The organism is Rhodococcoides corynebacterioides, assembly GCF_019834675.1.
GTDB classification, from domain to species: domain Bacteria; phylum Actinomycetota; class Actinomycetes; order Mycobacteriales; family Mycobacteriaceae; genus Rhodococcoides; species Rhodococcoides corynebacterioides_A.
This window is the reverse complement of the sequence record NZ_JABUBU010000009.1, coordinates 1-19,785: the sequence shown is the minus strand read 5'-3', so window position 1 is coordinate 19,785 and position 19,785 is coordinate 1. Positions and strand designations below refer to the sequence as shown.

18 protein-coding genes are annotated in these 19,785 nt (G+C 70.9%); 3 read left to right on the top strand and 15 right to left on the bottom strand.

Features of this window, described 5'->3' with window-relative positions:
* Positions 1-57 precede the first annotated feature (57 nt).
* Positions 58-2,430 carry a Tex family protein gene (locus tag HQ603_RS11315; protein WP_308126470.1) on the bottom strand — a complete coding sequence of 791 codons (2,373 nt, stop codon included), beginning with the start codon at positions 2,428-2,430 and terminating at the stop codon, positions 58-60.
* A gap of 73 nt (positions 2,431-2,503) precedes the next feature.
* Between HQ603_RS11315 and HQ603_RS11310 the strand changes: the two genes are divergently transcribed.
* Positions 2,504-3,484 (top strand): class A beta-lactamase-related serine hydrolase, encoded by a 981-nt coding sequence (locus tag HQ603_RS11310; RefSeq protein WP_261773712.1) that lies wholly within the window; start codon positions 2,504-2,506, stop codon positions 3,482-3,484.
* Here HQ603_RS11310 and trmD read toward each other — a convergent pair.
* The 8 genes from trmD to HQ603_RS11270 form a co-directional block, all read right to left on the bottom strand.
* Entirely contained in the window at positions 3,481-4,161 is a 681-nt protein-coding gene (trmD, locus tag HQ603_RS11305) for a tRNA (guanosine(37)-N1)-methyltransferase TrmD (RefSeq protein WP_222684718.1), read from the bottom strand. The two genes, HQ603_RS11310 and trmD, sit on opposite strands and share 4 nt — an antisense overlap.
* 20 nt (positions 4,162-4,181) lie before the next feature.
* Positions 4,182-4,724, bottom strand: a complete 543-nt coding sequence (rimM, locus tag HQ603_RS11300) for a ribosome maturation factor RimM (RefSeq protein ID WP_222684644.1) — start codon at positions 4,722-4,724, stop codon at positions 4,182-4,184.
* 10 nt (positions 4,725-4,734) lie between these two features.
* Entirely contained in the window at positions 4,735-4,977 is a 243-nt protein-coding gene (locus HQ603_RS11295) for an RNA-binding protein (protein ID WP_068100637.1), read from the bottom strand.
* Positions 4,974-5,432: a 30S ribosomal protein S16 gene (gene rpsP / locus HQ603_RS11290; protein WP_222684643.1), complete on the bottom strand. Its 459-nt coding sequence runs from the start codon at positions 5,430-5,432 to the stop codon at positions 4,974-4,976. Before rpsP ends, HQ603_RS11295 begins: the two co-directional genes overlap by 4 nt.
* 229 nt (positions 5,433-5,661) lie before the next feature.
* The gene (locus HQ603_RS11285) at positions 5,662-6,051 is read right to left on the bottom strand and encodes a universal stress protein (protein WP_222684642.1); all 390 of its coding nucleotides are present in this window, start codon (positions 6,049-6,051) and stop codon (positions 5,662-5,664) included.
* On the bottom strand, positions 6,048-7,574 hold the full coding sequence (locus tag HQ603_RS11280; protein WP_222684641.1) for a tripartite tricarboxylate transporter permease: 1,527 nt from the start codon (positions 7,572-7,574) through the stop codon (positions 6,048-6,050). The genes HQ603_RS11285 and HQ603_RS11280 overlap by 4 nt, the downstream gene beginning before the upstream one ends.
* A complete protein-coding gene (locus HQ603_RS11275; protein ID WP_308126469.1) occupies positions 7,574-8,110 on the bottom strand; it encodes a tripartite tricarboxylate transporter TctB family protein in 537 nt (178 codons plus the stop codon). The genes HQ603_RS11280 and HQ603_RS11275 overlap by 1 nt, the downstream gene beginning before the upstream one ends.
* Positions 8,107-9,075, bottom strand: a complete 969-nt coding sequence (locus HQ603_RS11270) for a Bug family tripartite tricarboxylate transporter substrate binding protein (protein ID WP_222684639.1) — start codon at positions 9,073-9,075, stop codon at positions 8,107-8,109. The genes HQ603_RS11275 and HQ603_RS11270 overlap by 4 nt, the downstream gene beginning before the upstream one ends.
* 131 nt (positions 9,076-9,206) lie before the next feature.
* Here HQ603_RS11270 and HQ603_RS11265 point away from each other — a divergent pair, with 131 nt between their 5' ends.
* Together HQ603_RS11265 and HQ603_RS11260 are read left to right on the top strand one after the other, a co-directional pair.
* Entirely contained in the window at positions 9,207-10,829 is a 1,623-nt protein-coding gene (locus HQ603_RS11265; protein ID WP_222684638.1) for a sensor histidine kinase, read from the top strand.
* A 30-nt stretch (positions 10,830-10,859) separates the two neighbouring features.
* On the top strand, positions 10,860-11,540 hold the full coding sequence (locus HQ603_RS11260) for a response regulator (protein ID WP_222684637.1): 681 nt from the start codon (positions 10,860-10,862) through the stop codon (positions 11,538-11,540).
* 49 nt (positions 11,541-11,589) lie between these two features.
* Here the strand turns inward: HQ603_RS11260 and HQ603_RS11255 are convergent, their stop codons facing one another.
* The 6 genes from HQ603_RS11255 to ftsY all read right to left on the bottom strand — a co-directional run.
* On the bottom strand, positions 11,590-12,666 hold the full coding sequence (locus HQ603_RS11255) for an amidohydrolase family protein (RefSeq protein ID WP_222684717.1): 1,077 nt from the start codon (positions 12,664-12,666) through the stop codon (positions 11,590-11,592).
* A 24-nt stretch (positions 12,667-12,690) separates the two neighbouring features.
* Positions 12,691-14,244, bottom strand: coding sequence for a signal recognition particle protein (ffh, locus tag HQ603_RS11250; RefSeq protein ID WP_222684636.1), 1,554 nt, complete (start codon positions 14,242-14,244; stop codon positions 12,691-12,693).
* Between the two features lie 79 nt (positions 14,245-14,323).
* Positions 14,324-16,801 carry a [protein-PII] uridylyltransferase gene (locus HQ603_RS11245; RefSeq protein ID WP_222684635.1) on the bottom strand — a complete coding sequence of 826 codons (2,478 nt, stop codon included), beginning with the start codon at positions 16,799-16,801 and terminating at the stop codon, positions 14,324-14,326.
* Between the two features lie 109 nt (positions 16,802-16,910).
* Positions 16,911-17,249 carry a P-II family nitrogen regulator gene (locus HQ603_RS11240; RefSeq protein ID WP_068100623.1) on the bottom strand — a complete coding sequence of 113 codons (339 nt, stop codon included), beginning with the start codon at positions 17,247-17,249 and terminating at the stop codon, positions 16,911-16,913.
* Between the two features lies 1 nt (position 17,250).
* Positions 17,251-18,564, bottom strand: coding sequence for an ammonium transporter (locus HQ603_RS11235; protein WP_261773719.1), 1,314 nt, complete (start codon positions 18,562-18,564; stop codon positions 17,251-17,253).
* A gap of 231 nt (positions 18,565-18,795) precedes the next feature.
* Positions 18,796-19,785, bottom strand: a 990-nt coding sequence (gene ftsY / locus HQ603_RS11230) for a signal recognition particle-docking protein FtsY (protein WP_222684633.1), incomplete at its 5' end; no start/stop codon positions are given.

Below are 19,785 nucleotides of genomic sequence, written 5' to 3'. Positions count from 1 at the left end.
ACCGCCGACGGGTGCCGGCAGTCTACCGCCGCGCACCCGCCGCAGGTGGAAGTCCGATCAGCCGAGACCCGCGCGACGCAACGCGTCGGCCATCGACCCGGTCGACGCCGGAGCCGACTCGCGGCGACCACCGCGGGAGCGGCCCTGGTCACCGCCGCGGGAGCGGCTCTGATCACCGCGGGAGCGGCCCTGGTCACCACGGGAGCGGCCCTGATCACCGCGGGTGCCCGGCTCGCCACCGCGCGGCCGGCCCCGATCGGGAGTCGAGGAGGCGCCGGGCTCGTCGTCGAGCCGGAGGGAGAGTCCGATGCGCTGCCGGGGGACGTCGACCTCCATCACCTTCACCTTCACGACCTGTCCGGACTTGACGACGTCGCGGGGGTCCGAGACGAAGGAGCGGGACATCGCGGAGACGTGGACCAGCCCGTCCTGGTGGACGCCGACGTCGACGAACGCCCCGAACGCGGCCACGTTGGTCACGACGCCCTCGAGCACCATGCCGGGGGTCAGGTCGGCGACCTTCTCGACGCCGGCGGCGAAGGTCGCGGTGGTGAACTCCGGCCGGGGGTCGCGGCCGGGCTTCTCGAGCTCGCCGAGGATGTCGGTGACGGTGGGCAGACCGAACCGGTCGTCGACGAAGTCCTGCGGTCGCAGTGACCTCAGGACCGACGCGTTGCCGACGACGTCCCGCACGCCCACCCCGGCCGCGCCCGCGATGCGGCGGACCACCGGATAGGCCTCGGGGTGCACGCTGGACCGGTCCAGGGGGTCGTCCCCGTCGGTGATGCGCAGGAAGCCCGCGCACTGCTCGAACGCCTTCGGGCCGAGGCGGGGCACGTCCTTCAGCGCGGCGCGGGACCGGAACGGCCCGTGCGTGTCCCGGTGTCCGACGATGGCCTCCGCCAACCCCGGCGCGACACCGGAGACCCGCGCCAGCAGGGGCACGGAGGCGGTGTTGACGTCGACGCCGACGGCGTTCACGGCGTCCTCGACCACGGCCCCGAGCGAGCGCGCGAGCATCGTCTCGGACACGTCGTGCTGGTACTGGCCGACTCCGATCGACTTCGGGTCGATCTTCACCAGTTCGGCGAGCGGGTCCTGCAGGCGCCGGGCGATGGACACGGCGCCGCGAATGGACACGTCGAGGTGCGGGAGTTCCCGCGAGCCGTACTCCGAGGCCGAGTACACCGACGCCCCGGCCTCGGACACCACGGCCTTGGTGAGTCCGGCGTCGGGCAGCGCGGCGACGAGTTCGGCGGCCAGCGCGTCCGTCTCGCGCGAGGCGGTGCCGTTGCCGATCGCGATCAGGTCGACGCCGTGCCGCGACACCAGTCCGGCGAGGGTCGCGAGCGACTCCGCCCACTTGCCCTGGGGCTTGTGCGGGTAGACGGTCTCGTGGGCGACGACCTTTCCGGTGGCGTCGACCACGGCCACCTTGGTGCCGGTGCGGTACCCGGGGTCGAGCCCCATCGTGGTCCGGGCTCCCGCGGGCGCGGCGAGCAGCAGGTCCTTGAGGTTGGAGGCGAACACCTCGACGGCACGTTCCTCGGCGGCCTGGCGCAGGCGCTGGCGGGCGTCGAGTCCGAGCCCGACGAGGATCTTGGTGCGCCAGGCCCACCGCACCGTGTCGAGGAGCCAGCGGTCGGCCGCACGGCCCCGGTCGGCCACGCCGAACCGAGCGGCGATGCGCGTCTCGTAGACGGTCGGGGTGCCGCGGGGGATCTCGTCGTCGTTCGGCTCGGGGTGCATCGTCAGCGACAACACCTCCTCCTTCTCGCCGCGCAGCACGGCGAGAACGCGGTGGGACGGCACCGTGGTGAACGCTTCGGAGAAGGCGAAGTAATCGGAGAACTTGGCGCCCTCCGCCTCCTTGCCCTCCCGCACGGTCGCGGTCAGCCGCCCGCGCGTCCACAGCAGCTCGCGCAACTCGCCCACCAGATCGGCATCCTCGGCGAACTGTTCCACCAGGATGGCCCGGGCGCCGGCCAGTTGCTCGTCGTCGAACGTCGCCGGGTCGGTGGTCGGGTCCCCCAGCAGAGCGTCGGCGACGGGCTGGTGCCCGGCCTCGCGGGCGATCTGGGCCTTGGTGCGGCGCTTCTGCTTGAAGGGCAGGTAGATGTCCTCGAGGCGCGCCTTGGTGTCGGCCTCGGCGATGGTGGCCGCGAGATCGTCGGTGAGCTTGCCCTGGCTGCGGATCGCCTCGAGCACGGCCCGTCGCCGCTCGTCGAGTTCGCGGAGGTAGCGCAGCCGCTCCTCGATCGTTCGCAGCTGCGTGTCGTCGAGAGTGCCCGTCGCTTCCTTGCGGTAGCGCGCGATGAACGGGACCGTGGCGCCCCCGTCGAGCAGATCGACGGCCGCGCGTACGCGCTCCTCGGCCACGTCGAGCTCGTCGGCGATCCTGCGGTTCACTGATGTCGGGGCGGTCGTCACGGCGATGGACCCTACCGCGCCCGGTATCGTCGTCCGTAGTCCCGCACGTGCGGGCGGGAGGTTCGGGAGTTCGGTGAATTCGGCGTCGTCGTACGGTTTCGGCCGGTCCCGGGAGCGACGGCTCCCCCTCGGCCGGGTGGCGCGGTGGGCCGTGGTCCCGGTCGCCGCGATGGCCGTGGCGTGCGGCACCCCCTCGGGCGCGATGGTGACCGACGCGCCACCGGCGCCCCCGTTCCCCGCGCCGGAGATGAGCATGGCCCCGGATCCGGCGGACCGTCTGCAACAGGCGGTCGACGGCGCGGCCGAGCGGGGCGCCACCGTGTCCATCGCCTACCTCGACCGGCAGACCGACACCTACCGCGGCATCGGCGACGACGATCCGGTCGAGACCGCGTCGGTGGTCAAGCTCTTCGTCGCCGACGACCTGTTGATGCGGTCCTCCCGCGGCGAGATCGACCTGCCGGCCGAGGTGCGGGACCGGATCGCGCCGATGCTGTCGTCGTCGGACGACGATGCGGCACAGGTGCTTTGGGACTACGCCGGAGGCAGCGACCTGGTGGGCCGGGTGGCCGAGCGCTACGGCTTGACGGCCACCACCGCGTCGGACGACGGAATCTGGTGGAACACCCGCACCACCGCCCGCGACCTGATCGGCTACTACGACGGGCTGCTCGACGGCCGCGGTGGGCTCTCCCCCACCGACCGCGACACCGTGACGACCGACCTCGAGCGCTACACCCCGTTGGGCGCCGACGGCTACCCGCAGACGTTCGGCATCCCCCGCGCCCTGTCCGGTGAGACGACGCGCGGCGTGAAGCAGGGCTGGATGTGTTGCGTGGACGGTCGGTGGATCCACCTGAGCACGGGCTTCGTCGGCGCCGACCGGCGTTACGTGCTGGCCGTGCTCTCGCGCGAGGATCCCTGGTACGGCGCCGCGGGCGGTCGGGAGGACACCACGGACACCGACGTCGTCGACGACGACGGCGCCAAGCACGCCCGCATCACCGTGACCGGCGCGGTGACGATCCTGTTCCCCGATGGGGTGATCGACTAGAGCAGGTCCGGCCGACGCTCGCGGGTGCGTTCCCGCGACTGCTCCCGGCGCCACGCCTCGATCCGAGCGTGGTTGCCGGACAACAGCACCGGAGGAACCTCGAGGTCGCGCCAGACGGCGGGACGGGTGTAGCCCGGTCCCTCCAGCAGACCGTCGGAGAACGAATCCTGTTGGTGCGACTGCTGATTGCCGAGCACACCGGGGATCAGCCGGGTCACGGCCTCGGCCATGACGAGGACCGCGGCCTCCCCGCCGATGAGGACGTAGTCGCCGATGCTGACCTCTTCGACCCGCATCCGCCGGGCGGCGTCGTCGAACACGCGCTGATCGATTCCCTCGTAGCGACCGCAGGCGAACACCAGATGCCGCTCCCGCGACCATCGTTCGGCGGTGCGCTGGGTGAACGGCACCCCGGCCGGGGTCGGCACCACCAGAATCGGATCGTCCGCGTCCGCCGTCACCGCGTCGAGCGCGTCGCCCCACACGGTCGGCTTCATGACCATGCCGGGACCACCGCCGTACGGCGAGTCGTCGACGGCCTTGTGGACGTCGTGCGTCCAATCCCGTAGATCGTGCACGCCCAGGGACACCAGCCCGCGCTCGATGGCCTTGCCCAGCAACGCCGTTCGCAGGGGTTCGAGGTACTCGGGGAAGATGGTGACCACGTCGAGCCGCAGCGCGGCCCCGCTCGGGTCGGTCACGTGTCGCTCAGCAGGCCGTCCGGCGGGTCCACCTCGACGACGCGCTCGTCACGCGAGACCCGCGGCACCATCGCCGCAACGAACGGAATGAGCACCTCACCGCGATCGGACCCGGCGGGACGCACGGACAGCAGTTCGCCGGCGGCGGAATGCAACACCTCGCGCACGGTGCCGATCACCTCGCCGGCGCGCGGACGACCGTCCGCGTACCGCACCGTCATGCCCTCGAGTTCGTGGTCGTAGAACTCGTCGGGGTCCGACGACTCCGGCAGGTCCGCGGTGTCGACCACGAAGAGGGTGCCGCGCAGCGCATCCGCCGACGCCCGGTCGGACACCCCGGCCAGACGCAGCAGAAGCCGCCCGGAATGATCCCGGGCGGCTTCCACCACGTGCTCGGACGTCGTCGCGACACCGCGCGAGCGACCGCGGAGGACGGTGCCCGGAGCGAACCGCTGGTCGGGCTCGTCCGTCCGCACCTCCACGACCACCTCGCCGCGTACACCGTGCGACTTGGCCACTCGGCCGATCACCAGTTCCACGGGCGGGAACTCAGCGATCGGTGTCGATGACGTCGACACGAATGCCGCGCCCACCGATGCCGGTGACCAGGGTGCGAATGGCCGTGGCGGTACGACCGCCGCGACCGATGACCTTGCCGAGGTCGTCCGGGTGGACGTGGACCTCGACGGTCCGCCCGCGACGTCCGGTGATCATCTCGACCCGGACGTCGTCGGGATTGGAGACGATGCCGCGCACGAGGTGCTCGACGGCGTCGGCGACCATCGCGCTCACTTGTCGGCGGACTCGTCGGTCGCGTCGGTGGCCTCGGCCGAGGTGGCCTCGGCGTCGTCGGCCTTGGCCGCCTTCTTCTTCTTCGGCGTGGTGGCCTCGGCGACCGGCTCGTTGTCGGCCGCGGCGAGGGCGGCGTTGAACAGGTCCAGCTTGGACGGGCCCTGCTCCTTCACCTTGAGGGTGCCCTCGGCGCCCGGCAGGCCCCTGAACTTCTGCCAGTCACCGGTGATCTTGAGGATGGCCTCGACGGGCTCGGTCGGCTGAGCGCCGACGCCCAGCCAGTACTGCGCGCGCTCGGTGTCGACCTCGATCAGGGAGGGCTCTTCCTTCGGGTGGTACTTGCCGATCGTCTCGATCGCGCGGCCACCACGACGGGTACGCGCATCGGCGACGACGATGCGGTACTGCGGGTTGCGGATCTTGCCGAGACGGGTGAGCTTGATCTTGACTGCCATGGAGAACAGAGCCTCTTTCGTGGTGGTCGCCGGGGCGACCGGAGTTGGTCACGGCGCAATTCAGCGGTGCACACGGCGCGTGCACCCGGTTTTGCGATGAAGGGGTGTCGTGACCGCCGCGCGGTACGTAACCGGAGACGGGCGGACAGCGGTCCATTCTGCCAGACCACTGCCCGCCCGTACCAATCCGACCGGCCTCCGGCCTGCCCGCCCGTACCAATCCGGTCGTTTACTCCGCCGGCTTCACCGCCAGCACCGGCTTGTCGCACTGCAGCAACAGTCGCTGGGCCGTGCTGCCCATGAGCAGCTTGCCCACCGGCGAGCGGTGCCGGATGCCGATGACGAGCAGGTCGGCGTCCTCGCGGTCCATCGCGCCCAGCAGGGCCTCCACCGGGTCGACGGACACGTCGCTCTCGATCTCGTGCTCGACGCCCGACGCCGCGAGGGTCGATTCGAGTGCGTCGACGTCGCTGTCCCCGGCGAACTTGGTGTCGACCAGGGCGTCGCCCCGCGTCGCGTTCACCACGCGCAGCCCGGTGTTCCGGACGCGGGCCTCGGCGATGCCGTGGTCCAGCGCGGCGGACCCGTAGCGATCCGGGGTGTAGCCGACGACGATCATGCGTTCTCCTTCTCTCGGGTGGTCTCCGTGACGGGGGTGCCGACGCGGCCGCGGACGAGGCGACCGAGGTACGGCGCGACGAGCAGGACGGCGATGACGACGTACACGGCGACCGCGATGGGCTCGGTGAACACACCGCTCCAGTTGCCTTCGTTGAGCTGCAGCGTCTGACGGAGCTGACGCTCGATGCGCGGTCCGAGGATGACGCCGATGATGAGCGGCAGCACGGGCAGGCCGAACCGTCGCATCATCAGTCCGAGCAGACCGAACACCAGCAGCAGGGCCAGGTCGAGCCACTGGAGGTTGACCGCGTAGGCGCCGAGCACGGCGAAGAACAGGATGCCGGCGTAGAGGTACGGACGCGGCGTGCGCAGCAGCTTCGCCCAGAGCGGGGCCAGCGGCAGGTTCAACGCCAGCAGCAGGAAGTTGCCGATGAACAGGCTGGCGATCAGCGTCCAGACCAGCAGCGGTTCCTTGTCGAAGAGCGTGGGCCCGGGCTGGATGCCGTAGGACACGAACGCGGTGAGCATGACGGCCGCGGTGGCGTTGGTGGGCAGACCCAGCGACAACATCGGCACCAGCGTGCCCGCGGCAGACGCGTTGTTCGCGGCCTCCGGTCCGGCCACGCCCTCGATGGCGCCCTTGCCGAACTGCTCGGGGTGCTTGGTCAGCTTCTTCTCGGTGATGTACGACAGGAAGGTCGGCAGCTCGGCGCCGCCGGCGGGCAGGGCGCCGAACGGGAATCCGAAGGCGGTGCCGCGCAGCCACGGCTTCCAGGACCGCTTCCAGTCGCTCTTGCCCATCCACGGGCGGCCGACCGGGATGACCTCGGCGGGCTTGCGACGCAGGTGCGCGGCGACCCACAGTGCCTCGCCGAGGGCGAAGACCGCGACCGCGATGACGACGATGTCGATGCCGTCCGAGAGCAGCGGGATACCGAACGTCGCGCGGGGCTGACCGGTGAGGAAGTCGATTCCGACCAGACCGATCGACAGACCCAGCAGGAGCGAGATGCACCCGCGCAGCTTCGACGAGCCGAGGACGGCCGTGACCGCCACCAGAGCCAGCAACATGATCGCGAGATACGACGGCGCACCGAGCGAGACGGCGAAGCGCGAGACGATCGGGGCGAAGAGCACCAGCAGGAGCGTGCCGATGGTGCCGGCGACGAAGGATCCGATGGCCGCGGTGGCGAGCGCTTGCGCGGCTCGCCCGGCCTTGGCCATCTTGTTGCCTTCGAGGGCGGTGATGACCGACGACGATTCACCGGGCGTGTTCAACAGGATCGACGTCGTCGATCCGCCGTACATTCCGCCGTAGTAGATGCCGGCGAACATGATGAACGCCGCACTGGGACTGACGTTGTACGTGATGGGGAGCAGCAGGGCGACGGTCATGGCCGGCCCGATGCCGGGCAGGACGCCCACGGCGGTGCCGAGCAGGACGCCGATGCAGGCGTACAGCAGGTTCATCGGCGTCGCCGCCTGGGACAGGCCCTCCAGGAGCCAGTTCAGATTGTCCATCAGAGAATTCCGTCCAGAATGCCTGCGGACAGCGGGATTCCGAGTCCGACGTAGAACGCGTAGAAGCTCACCAGCGAGAGCACCAGGCCGATCGCGAGGTTCCGGATCCAGTGCCGGTTGCCGAGAATCGTTGCGGCACCACCGAACAGCAGCGCACCCATGATCACCCAGCCGAGCACGTCGACCAGTGCGATCGTGGCCACGAAGAGCGCGACGAGCAGTCCGACCGTCTTCCAGTCGGCGGGCGACGAGGTGTCGACGTCCTCACCGCTCTCCGGCTCGGCCTGCGACCCGCGCAGCGTCGCGATGCCGAGGGCGACGGCGCAGACCAGCAGCCCGATGCCGATCACCATCGGGAAGAGCTTGGGGCCGACGGGGTCGACCTTCGCGAACTCCGCCGTGAGGTTGGTGGCGTCGACGAGGAGGAACACCCCGACCACCACCAGGACGGCGCAGACGCCGAACTGGGCGAGGTCGCGAGGTCGACGGGCGGGCGTGTCACCGGACTCGGGTGGCCGGTTCACCGTGGCGGTCACACCAGCCCCAGCTCGGTCAGGGTCGACTCGACCCGGCGATCCTGCTCCTGCAGGAACGTCTCGAACGCCGGTCCGGTCTCGAACGCGTCGGTCCATCCGTTGGACACCAGTGCTTCCTTCCATGCATCCGTGCCGTGGAGGTCGGTGAGCGCCTCGACCATCTCGGCGCGCACCTCCTCGGACAGCCCGGGAGGCGCGAGAATGCCGCGCCAGTTGGTGAATTCGAGGTCGATGCCGGCCTCGCGCAGCGTCGGCGCGTCGACCCCCGGGACGCGCTCGGAGCCGGACACGGCGAGCACGCGCACCTGGCCGGACTCGATCTGGTCGACGTACTCGCCCAGGCCGGAGGTTCCGGCGGCGATCTTGTTCCCCAGCAACGCCGTCAGCAGGTCGCCGCCGCCGTCGTAGGAGATGTAGTTCACCGCGGTGGGGTCGATGCCCACCGTCTGCGCGACCTCCATCGGGAACAGGTGGTCGGGGCCGCCGGGCGACGAGCCGCCGCCGACGGTGATCGATCCGGGGTTCGCCGACCAGGCGGCGACCAGATCGCCGACGGTGCGGAACGGCGAGTCGGCCGGGACCAGGATGCCTTCCTGCTCCTCGATCATCTTGGCCAGCGGCGTCGCGTCCGAGACGCGCGCGGCGGATCCGTTGGTGTAGACGGCACCGACGACGCCGAGGCCCATCATCATCATGAGGTCCTCGTTGCCGGTCTCGTTCATCAGACGCGCCATGGCCACGGTGCCGCCGGCACCGATGACGTTGAACACTTCGACGCGACCCGTGATGTCCTCGTCCTCCATGATCTTCACGGCGGTGCGCGCGGTCAGGTCGTACCCGCCGCCGGGACTGTTGGGCACCATCATGCGCAGGCGGTGCAGGCCTTCACCCTCGTCGCCGCGGGTCACTCCGCAGGACGCCACCAGGAGCAGCAGCGCCAGGGCGGCGATCAGCCTTCTCGGCATCGATCCTCGATTCGTCTCGTTCGTGCATGTCAGACTGTGATCGAGAGCAATCATGTGATGCCGCGTGATCCGGGTCACCTATTCGGTAGCAACGAAAGTAGTGTTCTTTGTGGTCGCCATCCCGTCGCGTCGTGCGGCCTGCCCGCGTTCGGCTGCGCCGTCGCCGTCGCACCCTGGCCGGCCAGGTGCTGATCCTGCAGCTGGCCGTCGTGGCCGTCGTGCTCGGCGCCGTCGCGGCCGTGTCGGTCCACCAGTCCACCCGGGAGTTCCGTGACCTGCAGGGCGGTCGGATGCTGTCCGTCGCCGAGTCGCTCGCCTCGACCCCGATCGTGCGCGAGCAACTCGACGCTCCCCTGGTCGAACAGGTGCTCGCGCCGGACGTCGACCGCGCCGCCGCTCTCTCCGGGGCGACGGTGGCCGAGATCGTCGCCCCCGACGGTCGGGTCCTGGTGTCCACCGATCCCACCCGCGTCCGCGGTGTGGCCGACCTCGGCGACAGCGACGCCGTCCGCGGCCGGGGATGGTACGGCGACGTGACCGTCGACGGCCGGACCTCGATCGCGGGGCACGTCCCGGTTCTCGACACGGACGGTCGTGTGCTGGCCGTGGTCACGGTGTCGGAGAACTACCCGTCGACGTGGATGCTGTTGTCCGGCTCCGGCGCTCGGTTGCTGATCTACCTCGGCATCGGCGCCGGCCTGGGCGCGGTCGGGTCCGTCCTGCTGTCCCGCCGCGTCCGCCGACACACGCTGGGCCTCGAGACCGCCGAGATCGCGACTCTCGCCGATCATCGAGAAGCATTGCTGCACAGCATCCGTGAGGGCGTCATCGCCGTCGACACCGACGGTCGCATCACCATGATCAACGACAGCGCCGTCGCGTTGCTCGGTGTGGAGCCGGGCGTCGTCGGCCGTCCGGTGGACGAGGTCGGCATCGACCCGGGTCTCGCCGCGGTGTTGCTCGGACAAGGCGAGGTCGAGGACCTGGTGATCACCACCGCGACCCGCGTCCTGGCCGTCAACCGCCGCAGCGCCACCATCCGCGCGACCGGCCGCGGCGCCGGGCGGGGCGGACAGAGCATCGGTACCGTCACCACCATGCGTGACAGCACCGAGCTCGCGTCGATGCAGAGCCAGCTGACCTCGCACAAGTCGGTCACCGACACCCTGCGCGCCCAGACCCACGAGTTCGCCAATCAGCTGCACACCATCTCCGGTCTGGCCCAGCTCGGCAGCTACGACGAGGTGACGGCGCTGGTGGGCACCCTCACTCGCCGTCGCGCCGAGATCAGCGAGTCCATCACCGCCCACGTCCACGACCCGGCCGTGGCCGCGCTGTTGATCGCCAAGACGTCGCTGGCCGCGGAGGTCGGGGTGCGGCTCGACCTCGACCCCGCCTCGCACCTGCGCGCGCTGGACCCGGCGCTGTCCACCGACGTCATCACCGTGGTCGGCAACCTGGTGGACAACGCGCTGGACGTCTCGCGCGATTCGGGGGCGGAACGCATCGTCGTCCGGCTGCAGGACCGGCCGGACCTGCTGGTCGAGGTCACCGACTCCGGCCCGGGTGTGCCGCCGGAGATGCGGGACGTGGTGTTCTCACGCGGCGTGACGAGCAAGCCGGACACCCCCGGCGGTCGGGGCATCGGGCTCGCCCTGGTCAGATTGGTCAGCGTGCAGCACGGCGGCACCGCCGTGGTCGACGACGCCGACACCGGTGGCGCCCGCTTCCGCGTCCGCATCCCGCTCGGCTGACCCCCCGTTCCCGGGAAGAGAGGACCCCCCGTGCCGACCGTTCTCGTGGTCGACGACGACTTCATGGTCGCCGACATCCACCGTCGGTTCGTCGATCACACCGACGGATTCACCGCCGTCGGGGTCGCGCACACCGCTGCCGCCGCGCTGACGGCCGTCGCCCAACTCGATCCCGATCTCATCCTGCTCGACGTGCATCTGCCGGACACGTCCGGACTCGACGTGCTGCGCCGTCTCCGCGCCGAGAAGAACCCGGTGGGCGTCATCATGATCACGGCCGCACGGGAACTCGACACCGTGGCCGACGCCCTCAGCGGTGGTGCGGCGGACTACCTCATCAAGCCCTTCGAGTATCCGCAGCTGCGGGACAAGCTGGAGTCCTTCCGCGCGCGGACCGAAGCGCTCGAATCCGGTGCAGCGGACCAGGATCTGGTCGATTCCCTCTTCGGCGGCGCCGCGGCCGACCCACGCCCGGAGGCGCGCCCGCTACCGTTGCCGAAGGGCCTCTCGGCGGAGACGGGACGGCTGGTGTTGGACGCCGTGGCCGCGGCCGCCGAACTGTCCGCCACCGAATGCGCCGAGGCCGTGGGCATTTCGCGGGTCAGTGCCCGCCGCTACCTCGAGCACTACCTGGCGAGCGGCGCCCTGACGGTGCGTCTGCAGTACGGGCGGGCCGGCCGCCCGGAACGCCGCTATCGCTCCGGTCGGTAGCAATCGAGACAGCTACCGCTCCGGCCGGTAGCACTGAGTAGAACCGGCGTCACCACACGCGGCCGCGCAGCACCACCACGTCGGGAGCGGAGAGCACCTCGGGACCGAGCCGTGGGTCCTCCGCGAACCCGATCAGATCGGCCGGGGCGCCGTGCTCGACGGAGGCGTGGCCGAGCCACCGCCGCGCCGCCCAGCTCGCGGCGCCGAGCGCCTCGGTCGGCGTCATGCCGACTCCCACGAGCGCCGCGACCTCGTCGGCGACGCGGCCGTGTTCGATGCCGCCGCCGGCGTCGGTTCCGGCGTAGATCGGCACTCCGGCGTCGTGGGCGCGTCCGACGGTGTCGGCCACGCGGGCGTGCAGGTCGCGCATGTGGCGGGCGTAGACGGGGTACTTGCCCGCACTGTCGGCGATCGACGGGAACGTCTCGATGTTGATGAGCGTGGGCACCAGCGCCGTGCCGTGCTCGACCATCGCGGCGATGGTGTCGTCGGTCAGCCCGGTGCCGTGCTCGATGCAGTCGATGCCCGCCGCGATCAGCCCGGGCAGGGCGTCCTCGCCGAAGACGTGCGCGGTGACGCGCGCGCCCTCTCGGTGCGCCGCGTCGATCGCCTGCCGCAGGATGTCGTCGCTCCACAGCGGGGCCAGGTCGCCGACACCGCGGTCGATCCAGTCGCCGACGAGCTTGACCCACCCGTCCCCCAGGCGGGCCTGCTGGGCCACCGCCTCCGGCAGCTGCGACTCGTCCTCGAGGTCGACGGGCAGACCGGGGATGTAGCGCTTCGGCATCGCGATGTGCCGGCCCGCCCGGATGATTCGCGGCAGGTCCTCGTGGTCGTCGAGCTCGCGGGTGTCGACCGGCGAGCCGGCGTCGCGCAGCAGCAGAGCGCCCACCTCGCGCTCACGGGTGGCCTGCGCGATCGTTCCCGGTGGGTCCTCGTGGCCGCCGCCGTACCGGATGCCGACGTGGCAGTGCGCGTCGACCAGACCGGGCACGATCCACCCGCCGTCGGCGACGGTGACGGCGCCGGGAACGGGGTCGAGGGAGATCAGCCCGTCCCGCACCCACACGTCGGTCGGCTCGGCCGACTCCTCGTCACCGCCGAGCAGGACTCCGCGCAGGTGCAGGTTCGGACCGATCCGCACGGCCGACTACTTCTTCGGCAGCTTCAGCTGCGAGAGGTCGAGGCCCTCGAGTCCCGGCGGCAACTGGTCGAGACCCTTGGGCATCGAGGACAGGTCGGGCATCCCGGCGGGCAGGCCACCGGGGAACCCGCCCCGCACCTTCGGCGGAGTCGGACCGCGGCCACCCTTCTTGCCCTTCTTGCCCTTCTTCGACCGCTGGACCTGCTTGCGCGCCCCCGGCATGCCCATCCGGCCCGCCATCGACGCCATCATCTTGCGGGCCTCGAAGAACCGATCGACCAGCTGGTTCACGTCCGACACCTTGACGCCCGAGCCGTTCGCGATGCGGAGGCGACGGGAGGCGTTGATGATCTTCGGATCCGCACGCTCGGCCGGCGTCATGCCGCGGATGATGGCCTGCACGCGGTCGAGTTGCTTGTCGTCGACGGACGCCAACGCGTCCTTCATCTGACCGGCGCCGGGCAGCATGCCGAGCAGGTTGCCGATCGGGCCCATCTTGCGGATGGCCATCATCTGCTCGAGGAAGTCCTCGAGGGTGAGCTGGCCGGAGCCGATCTTCGCCGCGGTGTCCTCGGCCTGCTTCGCGTCGAATACGGTCTCGGCCTGCTCGATCAGGCTGAGCAGGTCACCCATGCCGAGAATGCGGCTCGCCATGCGGTCCGGGTGGAAGACGTCGAAGTCCTCGAGCTTCTCGCCGGTCGAGGCGAACATGATCGGTCGGCCGGTGACCTCGCGCACGGACAGGGCCGCGCCGCCGCGCGCGTCGCCGTCGAGCTTGGTCAGGACGACGCCGGTGAAGCCGACCCCGTCCTGGAACGCCTCCGCGGTGCTGACTGCGTCCTGACCGATCATCGCGTCGAGCACGAACAGCACTTCGTCCGGCTCGGTCGCGTCGCGGATGCCCGCGGCCTGGCCCATCAGTTCCGCGTCGATGCCCAGGCGACCCGCGGTGTCGATGATGACCACGTCGTGCTGCTTGGCGCGGGCCTCGGCGACACCGGCGCGGGCGACCTCCACCGGGTCGGCCGCGGACACGCCGAGCGCGTTCGCACCGCCGCCGATCGAGGTGCCGGGGTGTGGAGCGAACACGGCGGCGCCGGCCCGCTCGCCGACGATCTGCAGCTGCGAGACGGCGCCGGGACGCTGGAGGTCGCACGCCACCAGCAGGGGCGTGTGGTTCTGCGTCTTCAGCCAGCGGGCGAGCTTGCCCGCCAGGGTGGTCTTACCGGAACCCTGCAGGCCGGCCAGCATGATGACGGTCGGCGGGTTCTTCGCGAACGTCAGCCGCCGGGTCTCGCCGCCCAGGATGGCGACGAGCTCGTCGTTGACGATCTTGACGACCTGCTGCGCCGGGTTCAGCGCGGCCGAGACCTCCGCACCCTTCGCGCGCTCCTTGATGCGAGCGATGAACGCTCGCACCACGGGCAGCGCGACGTCGGCGTCGAGCAGGGCCAGTCGGATCTCCCGGCACACCGCATCGATGTCGGACGCCGTCAGCCGACCTTTGCCTCGCAGATCCTTGAGGCTTCCGGTCAATCTGTCGGACAGTGATTCGAACACCGATGACGCTCCTGAATTTCCGCGGACGACGTGCCCGCCCAGCCTAACGGTCCGCGCCGACGGCCGTGGCGACCAGGTGCTAGGGCCGGTCGTCGTCCTCCGTGGGCGGAGCGGGGGCGGGAACGACGGCGAGCAGCCCCCGTTCGATCTCGGCGCGCAGGACCGGCGCGGGTTCCCCGGCGGCGGACAGATCCACCCCGAAGGCGTCGATCACCGACGTGCCCCGGGTGGCCACCTTGGCCCACCGGACGTCGGTGCCGTGCGTCTCGAAGACCGCGGCCAGCCGGCACAGCAGCCCCGGACGATCCTCCGCCCGCACCTCGACGACTGCGTGGCCGGGCTCGTCCCCCTCGAACCAGAGGATGCGCGGCGGCGCCTGGGCGTGCAGCGGCATCCCGCCGACGGCGCGGGTCCCGTCGGCCGGGTCGGGCAGGAGCCCCGGCGTCGCGGCCGACCGCGCGTCGGCCTCCTTGGCGTCGAGCCGTTCCAGCAACGGCAGGTCGCCGTCCAACGATCGGATGAGTTCCTGCCGCAGCAGGCCCGGTTCGGGCGGGCTGCCGAAGGCGGGCGTGACGACGAAGCGGTTCACCGCGTGGCCCTGCGCACTCGTCACCGACGCGGACAGCACCCGCAGCGACGCGAGGGCCAGCACCCCGGCCGCGTTGGAGAGCAGGCCGCGCCGGTCGGGGGCGACGACGGTGACGTCGAACGTGTGCGGGGAGTCGGTCGGGGCCAGGTCGACCACGACGCCCTCGTCGGCTCGGCCCAGCAGCTCGGGATCAACGGGATCGGGCTCGGGCAGCTCCTCCCCCGCCACCACCAGCCGGCAGCGGTGCACCAGGTCCCCGATGAGCGACGCCTTCCACTCGCCCCAGACGCCGGGTCCCGTGGCGAGCGAATCGGCCTCGGCGAGGGCGTGCAGCAGTTCGAGCAGCCGGGCGTCGCCGCCGAGCGTGTCGACGACGCGCGCGACGGTGGCGGGATCGTCGAGGTCGCGACGGGTCGCCGTGTCCGGCAGGAGCAGGTGGTGTCGCACCATCGCCACCACGACGGCGAGGTCCGACGGCCACAGCCCGAGACGGCGACCGATCTGTGCGGCGATGTCCGCCCCGACCACGCTGTGGTCGCCGCCCCGGCCCTTGCCGATGTCGTGCAGCAGCGCGCCGAGGACCAGCAGGTCCGGGCGGGCCACCCGGGTGGTCAGGCCCGACGCCACGGCGGCCGTCTCGACCAGGTGCCGGTCGACGGTCCAGGTGTGGACGGCGTCGCGCGGCGGAAGATCGCGCACCGCACCCCATTCCGGCATCAGCCGGCCCCACAGCCCCGTCCGGTCGAGCGCTTCGATCACCGCGACGGCCCGCTGACCCGATCCGAGCACCACCAGCAGGTCGTCCAGCGCTTCCTTCGGCCACGGCTCACGCAGTTCCGGTGCGCTGTCGGACAATCGACGCAGTGTCGACGCGGACATGGGCAGTCCGGTCACCGCGGCCGCCGCGGCGACCCGCATGATCAGTCCGGGGTCCTTGGTCGGGCGCGCGTCCCGAGCGAGGACCACCTCCCCCGCGTGTTCCACGACGCCCTCGTCCAGAGGCCGACGCACCGTGACCAGTCGCAGCCGTGAGAGTCCGCGCCGCGGAAGCGCGTTCGCCGCGGTGCGAAGCCCGACGTCGACGGAGTACCCGATGGTGCGGGCGGCGTCGGTGAGCACGCGGGCCAGATCGAACCGGTCGCCGAGGCGCAGCGCGGCCGCGATCTCGTCGGCGTCCTGGGCCCGCAGGTGGTCACGTCCGCGGCCGGCGACCCGGTGCAGTTCCGTGCGGACGTCGAGAATGCGCCGATGTGCTTCGCGCACACCGCCACTCGCCGCGTCCGTCCCGATCGAGCCCGGTCCCGGCATCGCGTCGGTCACCTGTGCCAGGGACAGCGCGTCGAGCAGTTGCACGTCACGCAGGCCACCGCGACCGCTCTTGAGGTCGGGTTCGGCACGGTGCGCGATGTCGCCGCTGCGGCTCCACCGCGCGCGGGCCGCCTCCTCGAGCGACGGGAACCGTTCGCGAATCCCGGTGCGCCACTGGCGGGTGATGCCCGAGATCACCGCGGTGCTCAGTTCCCGATCCCCGACGACGTGCCGAGCGTCGAGCAGGCCGAGCGCGGCCGTCAGGTCCGTCGCCGCCACGTCGAGCGCCTGGCCGGGCGTACGCACGCTGTGGTCGAGTCCGATGTGGGCGTCCCACAACGGATACCAGAGCTTGTCGGCGACGTCGGAGACCAGCGCGGGGTCCATGTCGTCGTGCAGCAGCACCAGATCGAGGTCCGAGTACGGCAGCATCTCGCGGCGCGCGAGCCCGCCCACCGCGAGGACGGCGAAACCGCTGTCCGGCGAGATGCCGACCTCGGACGCCGTGGTGGTGAGCCACAGTTCGAACAGATCGGTCAGCGCCTCGCGCAGCGCCGGCGCGGCGAGGCGGCTGCGGCCCCGCCCCTCGAGGAGCTTGGCCCGCGCTCGCACCAGGTCGGTCGCCCCGGTGGTGGTCCCACCCGTTCGGTCCGTCGACATCTCGTGTCCTCTCGCTTCGCCTGATGAACGGTCGCCTCACGAGACCGGCCGTGACCCCACCTCGTCGTCGAGTGGGATCACGGCCGGTCCGAGCGTGATGTGCGGTCGATCAGAGCGCGTCGGTGCCGCGCTCCCCCGTGCGGACGCGGACGACGGCCTCGACCGGGGACACCCAGACCTTGCCGTCACCGATCTTGCCGGTGCGTGCCGCCTCGACGATCACCTCGACCACCTTGTCCACGGCCGCGTCGTCGACGACGACCTCCACCCGCACCTTCGGGACGAAGTCGACCGAGTACTCCGCGCCGCGGTAGACCTCGGTGTGGCCCTTCTGCCGGCCGTAGCCCTGGACCTCGCTGACCGTCATGCCGAGGATTCCGGCCTGCTCGAGTCCGGTCTTGACGTCCTCGAGGGTGAACGGCTTGACGATTGCGGTGATCAACTTCATCTCACGCCTCCTTGGCGGGCACGCGGCCCATGGAAGATCCGCCGAGGGCTGCGAAGTCGTAGCCCGTCTCGGCATGTTCGGATTCATCGGCTCCGAGCGACTCGCCCTCGTCGTCGATACGCAGGCCCACGGTGTACTTGACGATGAGCGCCACGATGGTCGTTCCCACCAGAGAGTAGAGCAGGACCGCACCGGCACCGATGATCTGTGCCCACAGCTGGGACGCGCCGCCGCCGTAGAACAGTCCGGCGACACCGGCCGGGGCCTCCTCGGTGGCGACGAAGCCGACCAGGATCGTGCCGACCAGACCGCCGACCAAGTGGACGCCGACCACGTCGAGCGAATCGTCGTAACCGAAGCGGAACTTCAGCCCGACGGCGAGGGCGCAGAGCACACCCGAGACCACGCCGATGACGAGCGCACCGAGGATGTTGACCGAGCTGCAGGCGGGGGTGATGGCGACCAGGCCGGCGACGATGCCCGACGCGCCACCGAGCGAGGTGGCGTGCCCGTCGCGGATGCGTTCGGTGAGCAACCAGGCGAGCATGGCGGCCGCGGTGGCGGCGATGGTGGTGACGAAGGTGGCGCCAGCGACACCGTTCGACCCGACGGCGGAACCGGCGTTGAAGCCGAACCAGCCGAACCACAGCAGGCCGGCACCGAGCATGACGAACGGAAGATTGTGCGGGCGGAACGGCGTCTTCGGCCATCCCTTGCGCTTGCCGAGGATCAGCGCGAGCACCAGACCGGCCGCGCCGGCGTTGATGTGCACCGCGGTGCCACCGGCGAAGTCGATGGCCTCGACCTTGTTGGCGATCCACCCGCCGGTCTGCGTGGTGACCTCGTCGAAGGAGAACACCCAGTGCGCGACGGGGAAGTAGACCAGCGTGGCCCACAGGGCGGAGAAGAGCATCCACGGTCCGAAGCGGAGGCGGTCCGCGACCGCACCGGAGATCAGGGCCACCGTCAGGATCGCGAACATGGCCTGGAAGGAGACGAACACCGTGGCGGGGATGGTGCCCACCAGCGGGATCGCGGCGTCCACCACGGCGCCGGCCTCGTCCTCGCCGGCGAGGTAGGTTCCGCCGAACAGCCCCTTCAGCCCGAAGAACTGGGTGGGGTCACCGACGATGCCGGCTTTGTCCTCGCCGAAGACCATCGAGTAGCCGTACAGCACCCACAGCACACCCACGACCCCCATCGCGGACACGCTCATCATGATCATGTTCAGCACGCTCTTCGCACGGACCATGCCGCCGTAGAAGAACGCCAGTCCCGGAACCATGAGCAACACGAACGCTGCGCTGGTCAGCATCCATGCGGTGTCACCGGTGTCGGGTGCACCGATTACGGGGAAATCCACCTCGAGCCTCCTCTAGTACCTCGGCCCAGCCGACGGTGGCTGAATACCTGAGGGAAAGAGTGCTCAGTGGCTGTTTCGGCGGCGACACCACGGAGTTTCGGCCGTGTGAACGCCGCGCCCGATCATGTTGCGAACGTGTTGCGCGGGAGTGCCGAGCCGGACCCGAGCCGGACCCGAGCCGGATCAGCCCAGCAGCGCGTCCACGAAGGCGGCCGGATCGAAGGGCGCCAGGTCGTCCGCGCCCTCGCCGAGGCCGACCAGCTTGACGGGTACACCGAGCTCGCGCTGCACCTGAAAGACGATGCCGCCCTTGGCGGTTCCGTCCAGCTTGGTCAGCACCACACCGGTGATGTCGACCACCTGGGCGAACACGCGGGCCTGCGCCAGACCGTTCTGACCGATGGTCGCGTCGAGGACCAGCAGGACGTCGTCGACCGGGGCCTTCTTCTCGATGACGCGCTTGACCTTGCCGAGCTCGTCCATGAGACCGGTCTTGGTGTGCAGGCGGCCCGCGGTGTCGACGAGCACGCAGTCGACGCCGTCGGCGATGCCACGGCTGACCGCGTCGAATGCGACCGCGGCCGGATCCGCCCCTTCCTTGCCGCGGACCACGTCGGCGCCGACACGCTCCGCCCACGTCTGCAGCTGGTCGGCCGCCGCGGCGCGGAAGGTGTCGGCCGCGCCGAGAACGACGCGTCGACCGTCGGCCACCAGGACGCGGGCGAGCTTGCCGGTGGTGGTGGTCTTGCCGGTGCCGTTGACGCCGACGACCAGGAGCACCGACGGACGGTCACCGTGCGGGAGGGCCCGGATGGATCGGTCGAACGACGGCGTGAGCTGATCGATCAGCACCTCGCGGAGCAGCGCGCGCGCCTCGCTCTCGCTGCGGACGTTCCGCACGGCCATCTGCTCACGCAGCGTGGCGACGATCTCGCCGGTCGCCGCGCTGCCGAGGTCCGCGACGAGAAGCGTGTCCTCGACCTCCTCCCACGAATCCTCGTCGAGGTCGCCGCCGCCGAGCAGGCCCAGCAGCGAGCGACCGACCGCGTTCTGGGACCGGGACAGACGCCCGCGCAACCGGTGCAGACGACCCTCGGTGGGGTCGATGTCGTCGATCGCGGGCGTCTGTCCCGGTCCCAGAACGCGGTCGGTCGCTCGCTGCTGGGCCTGCTC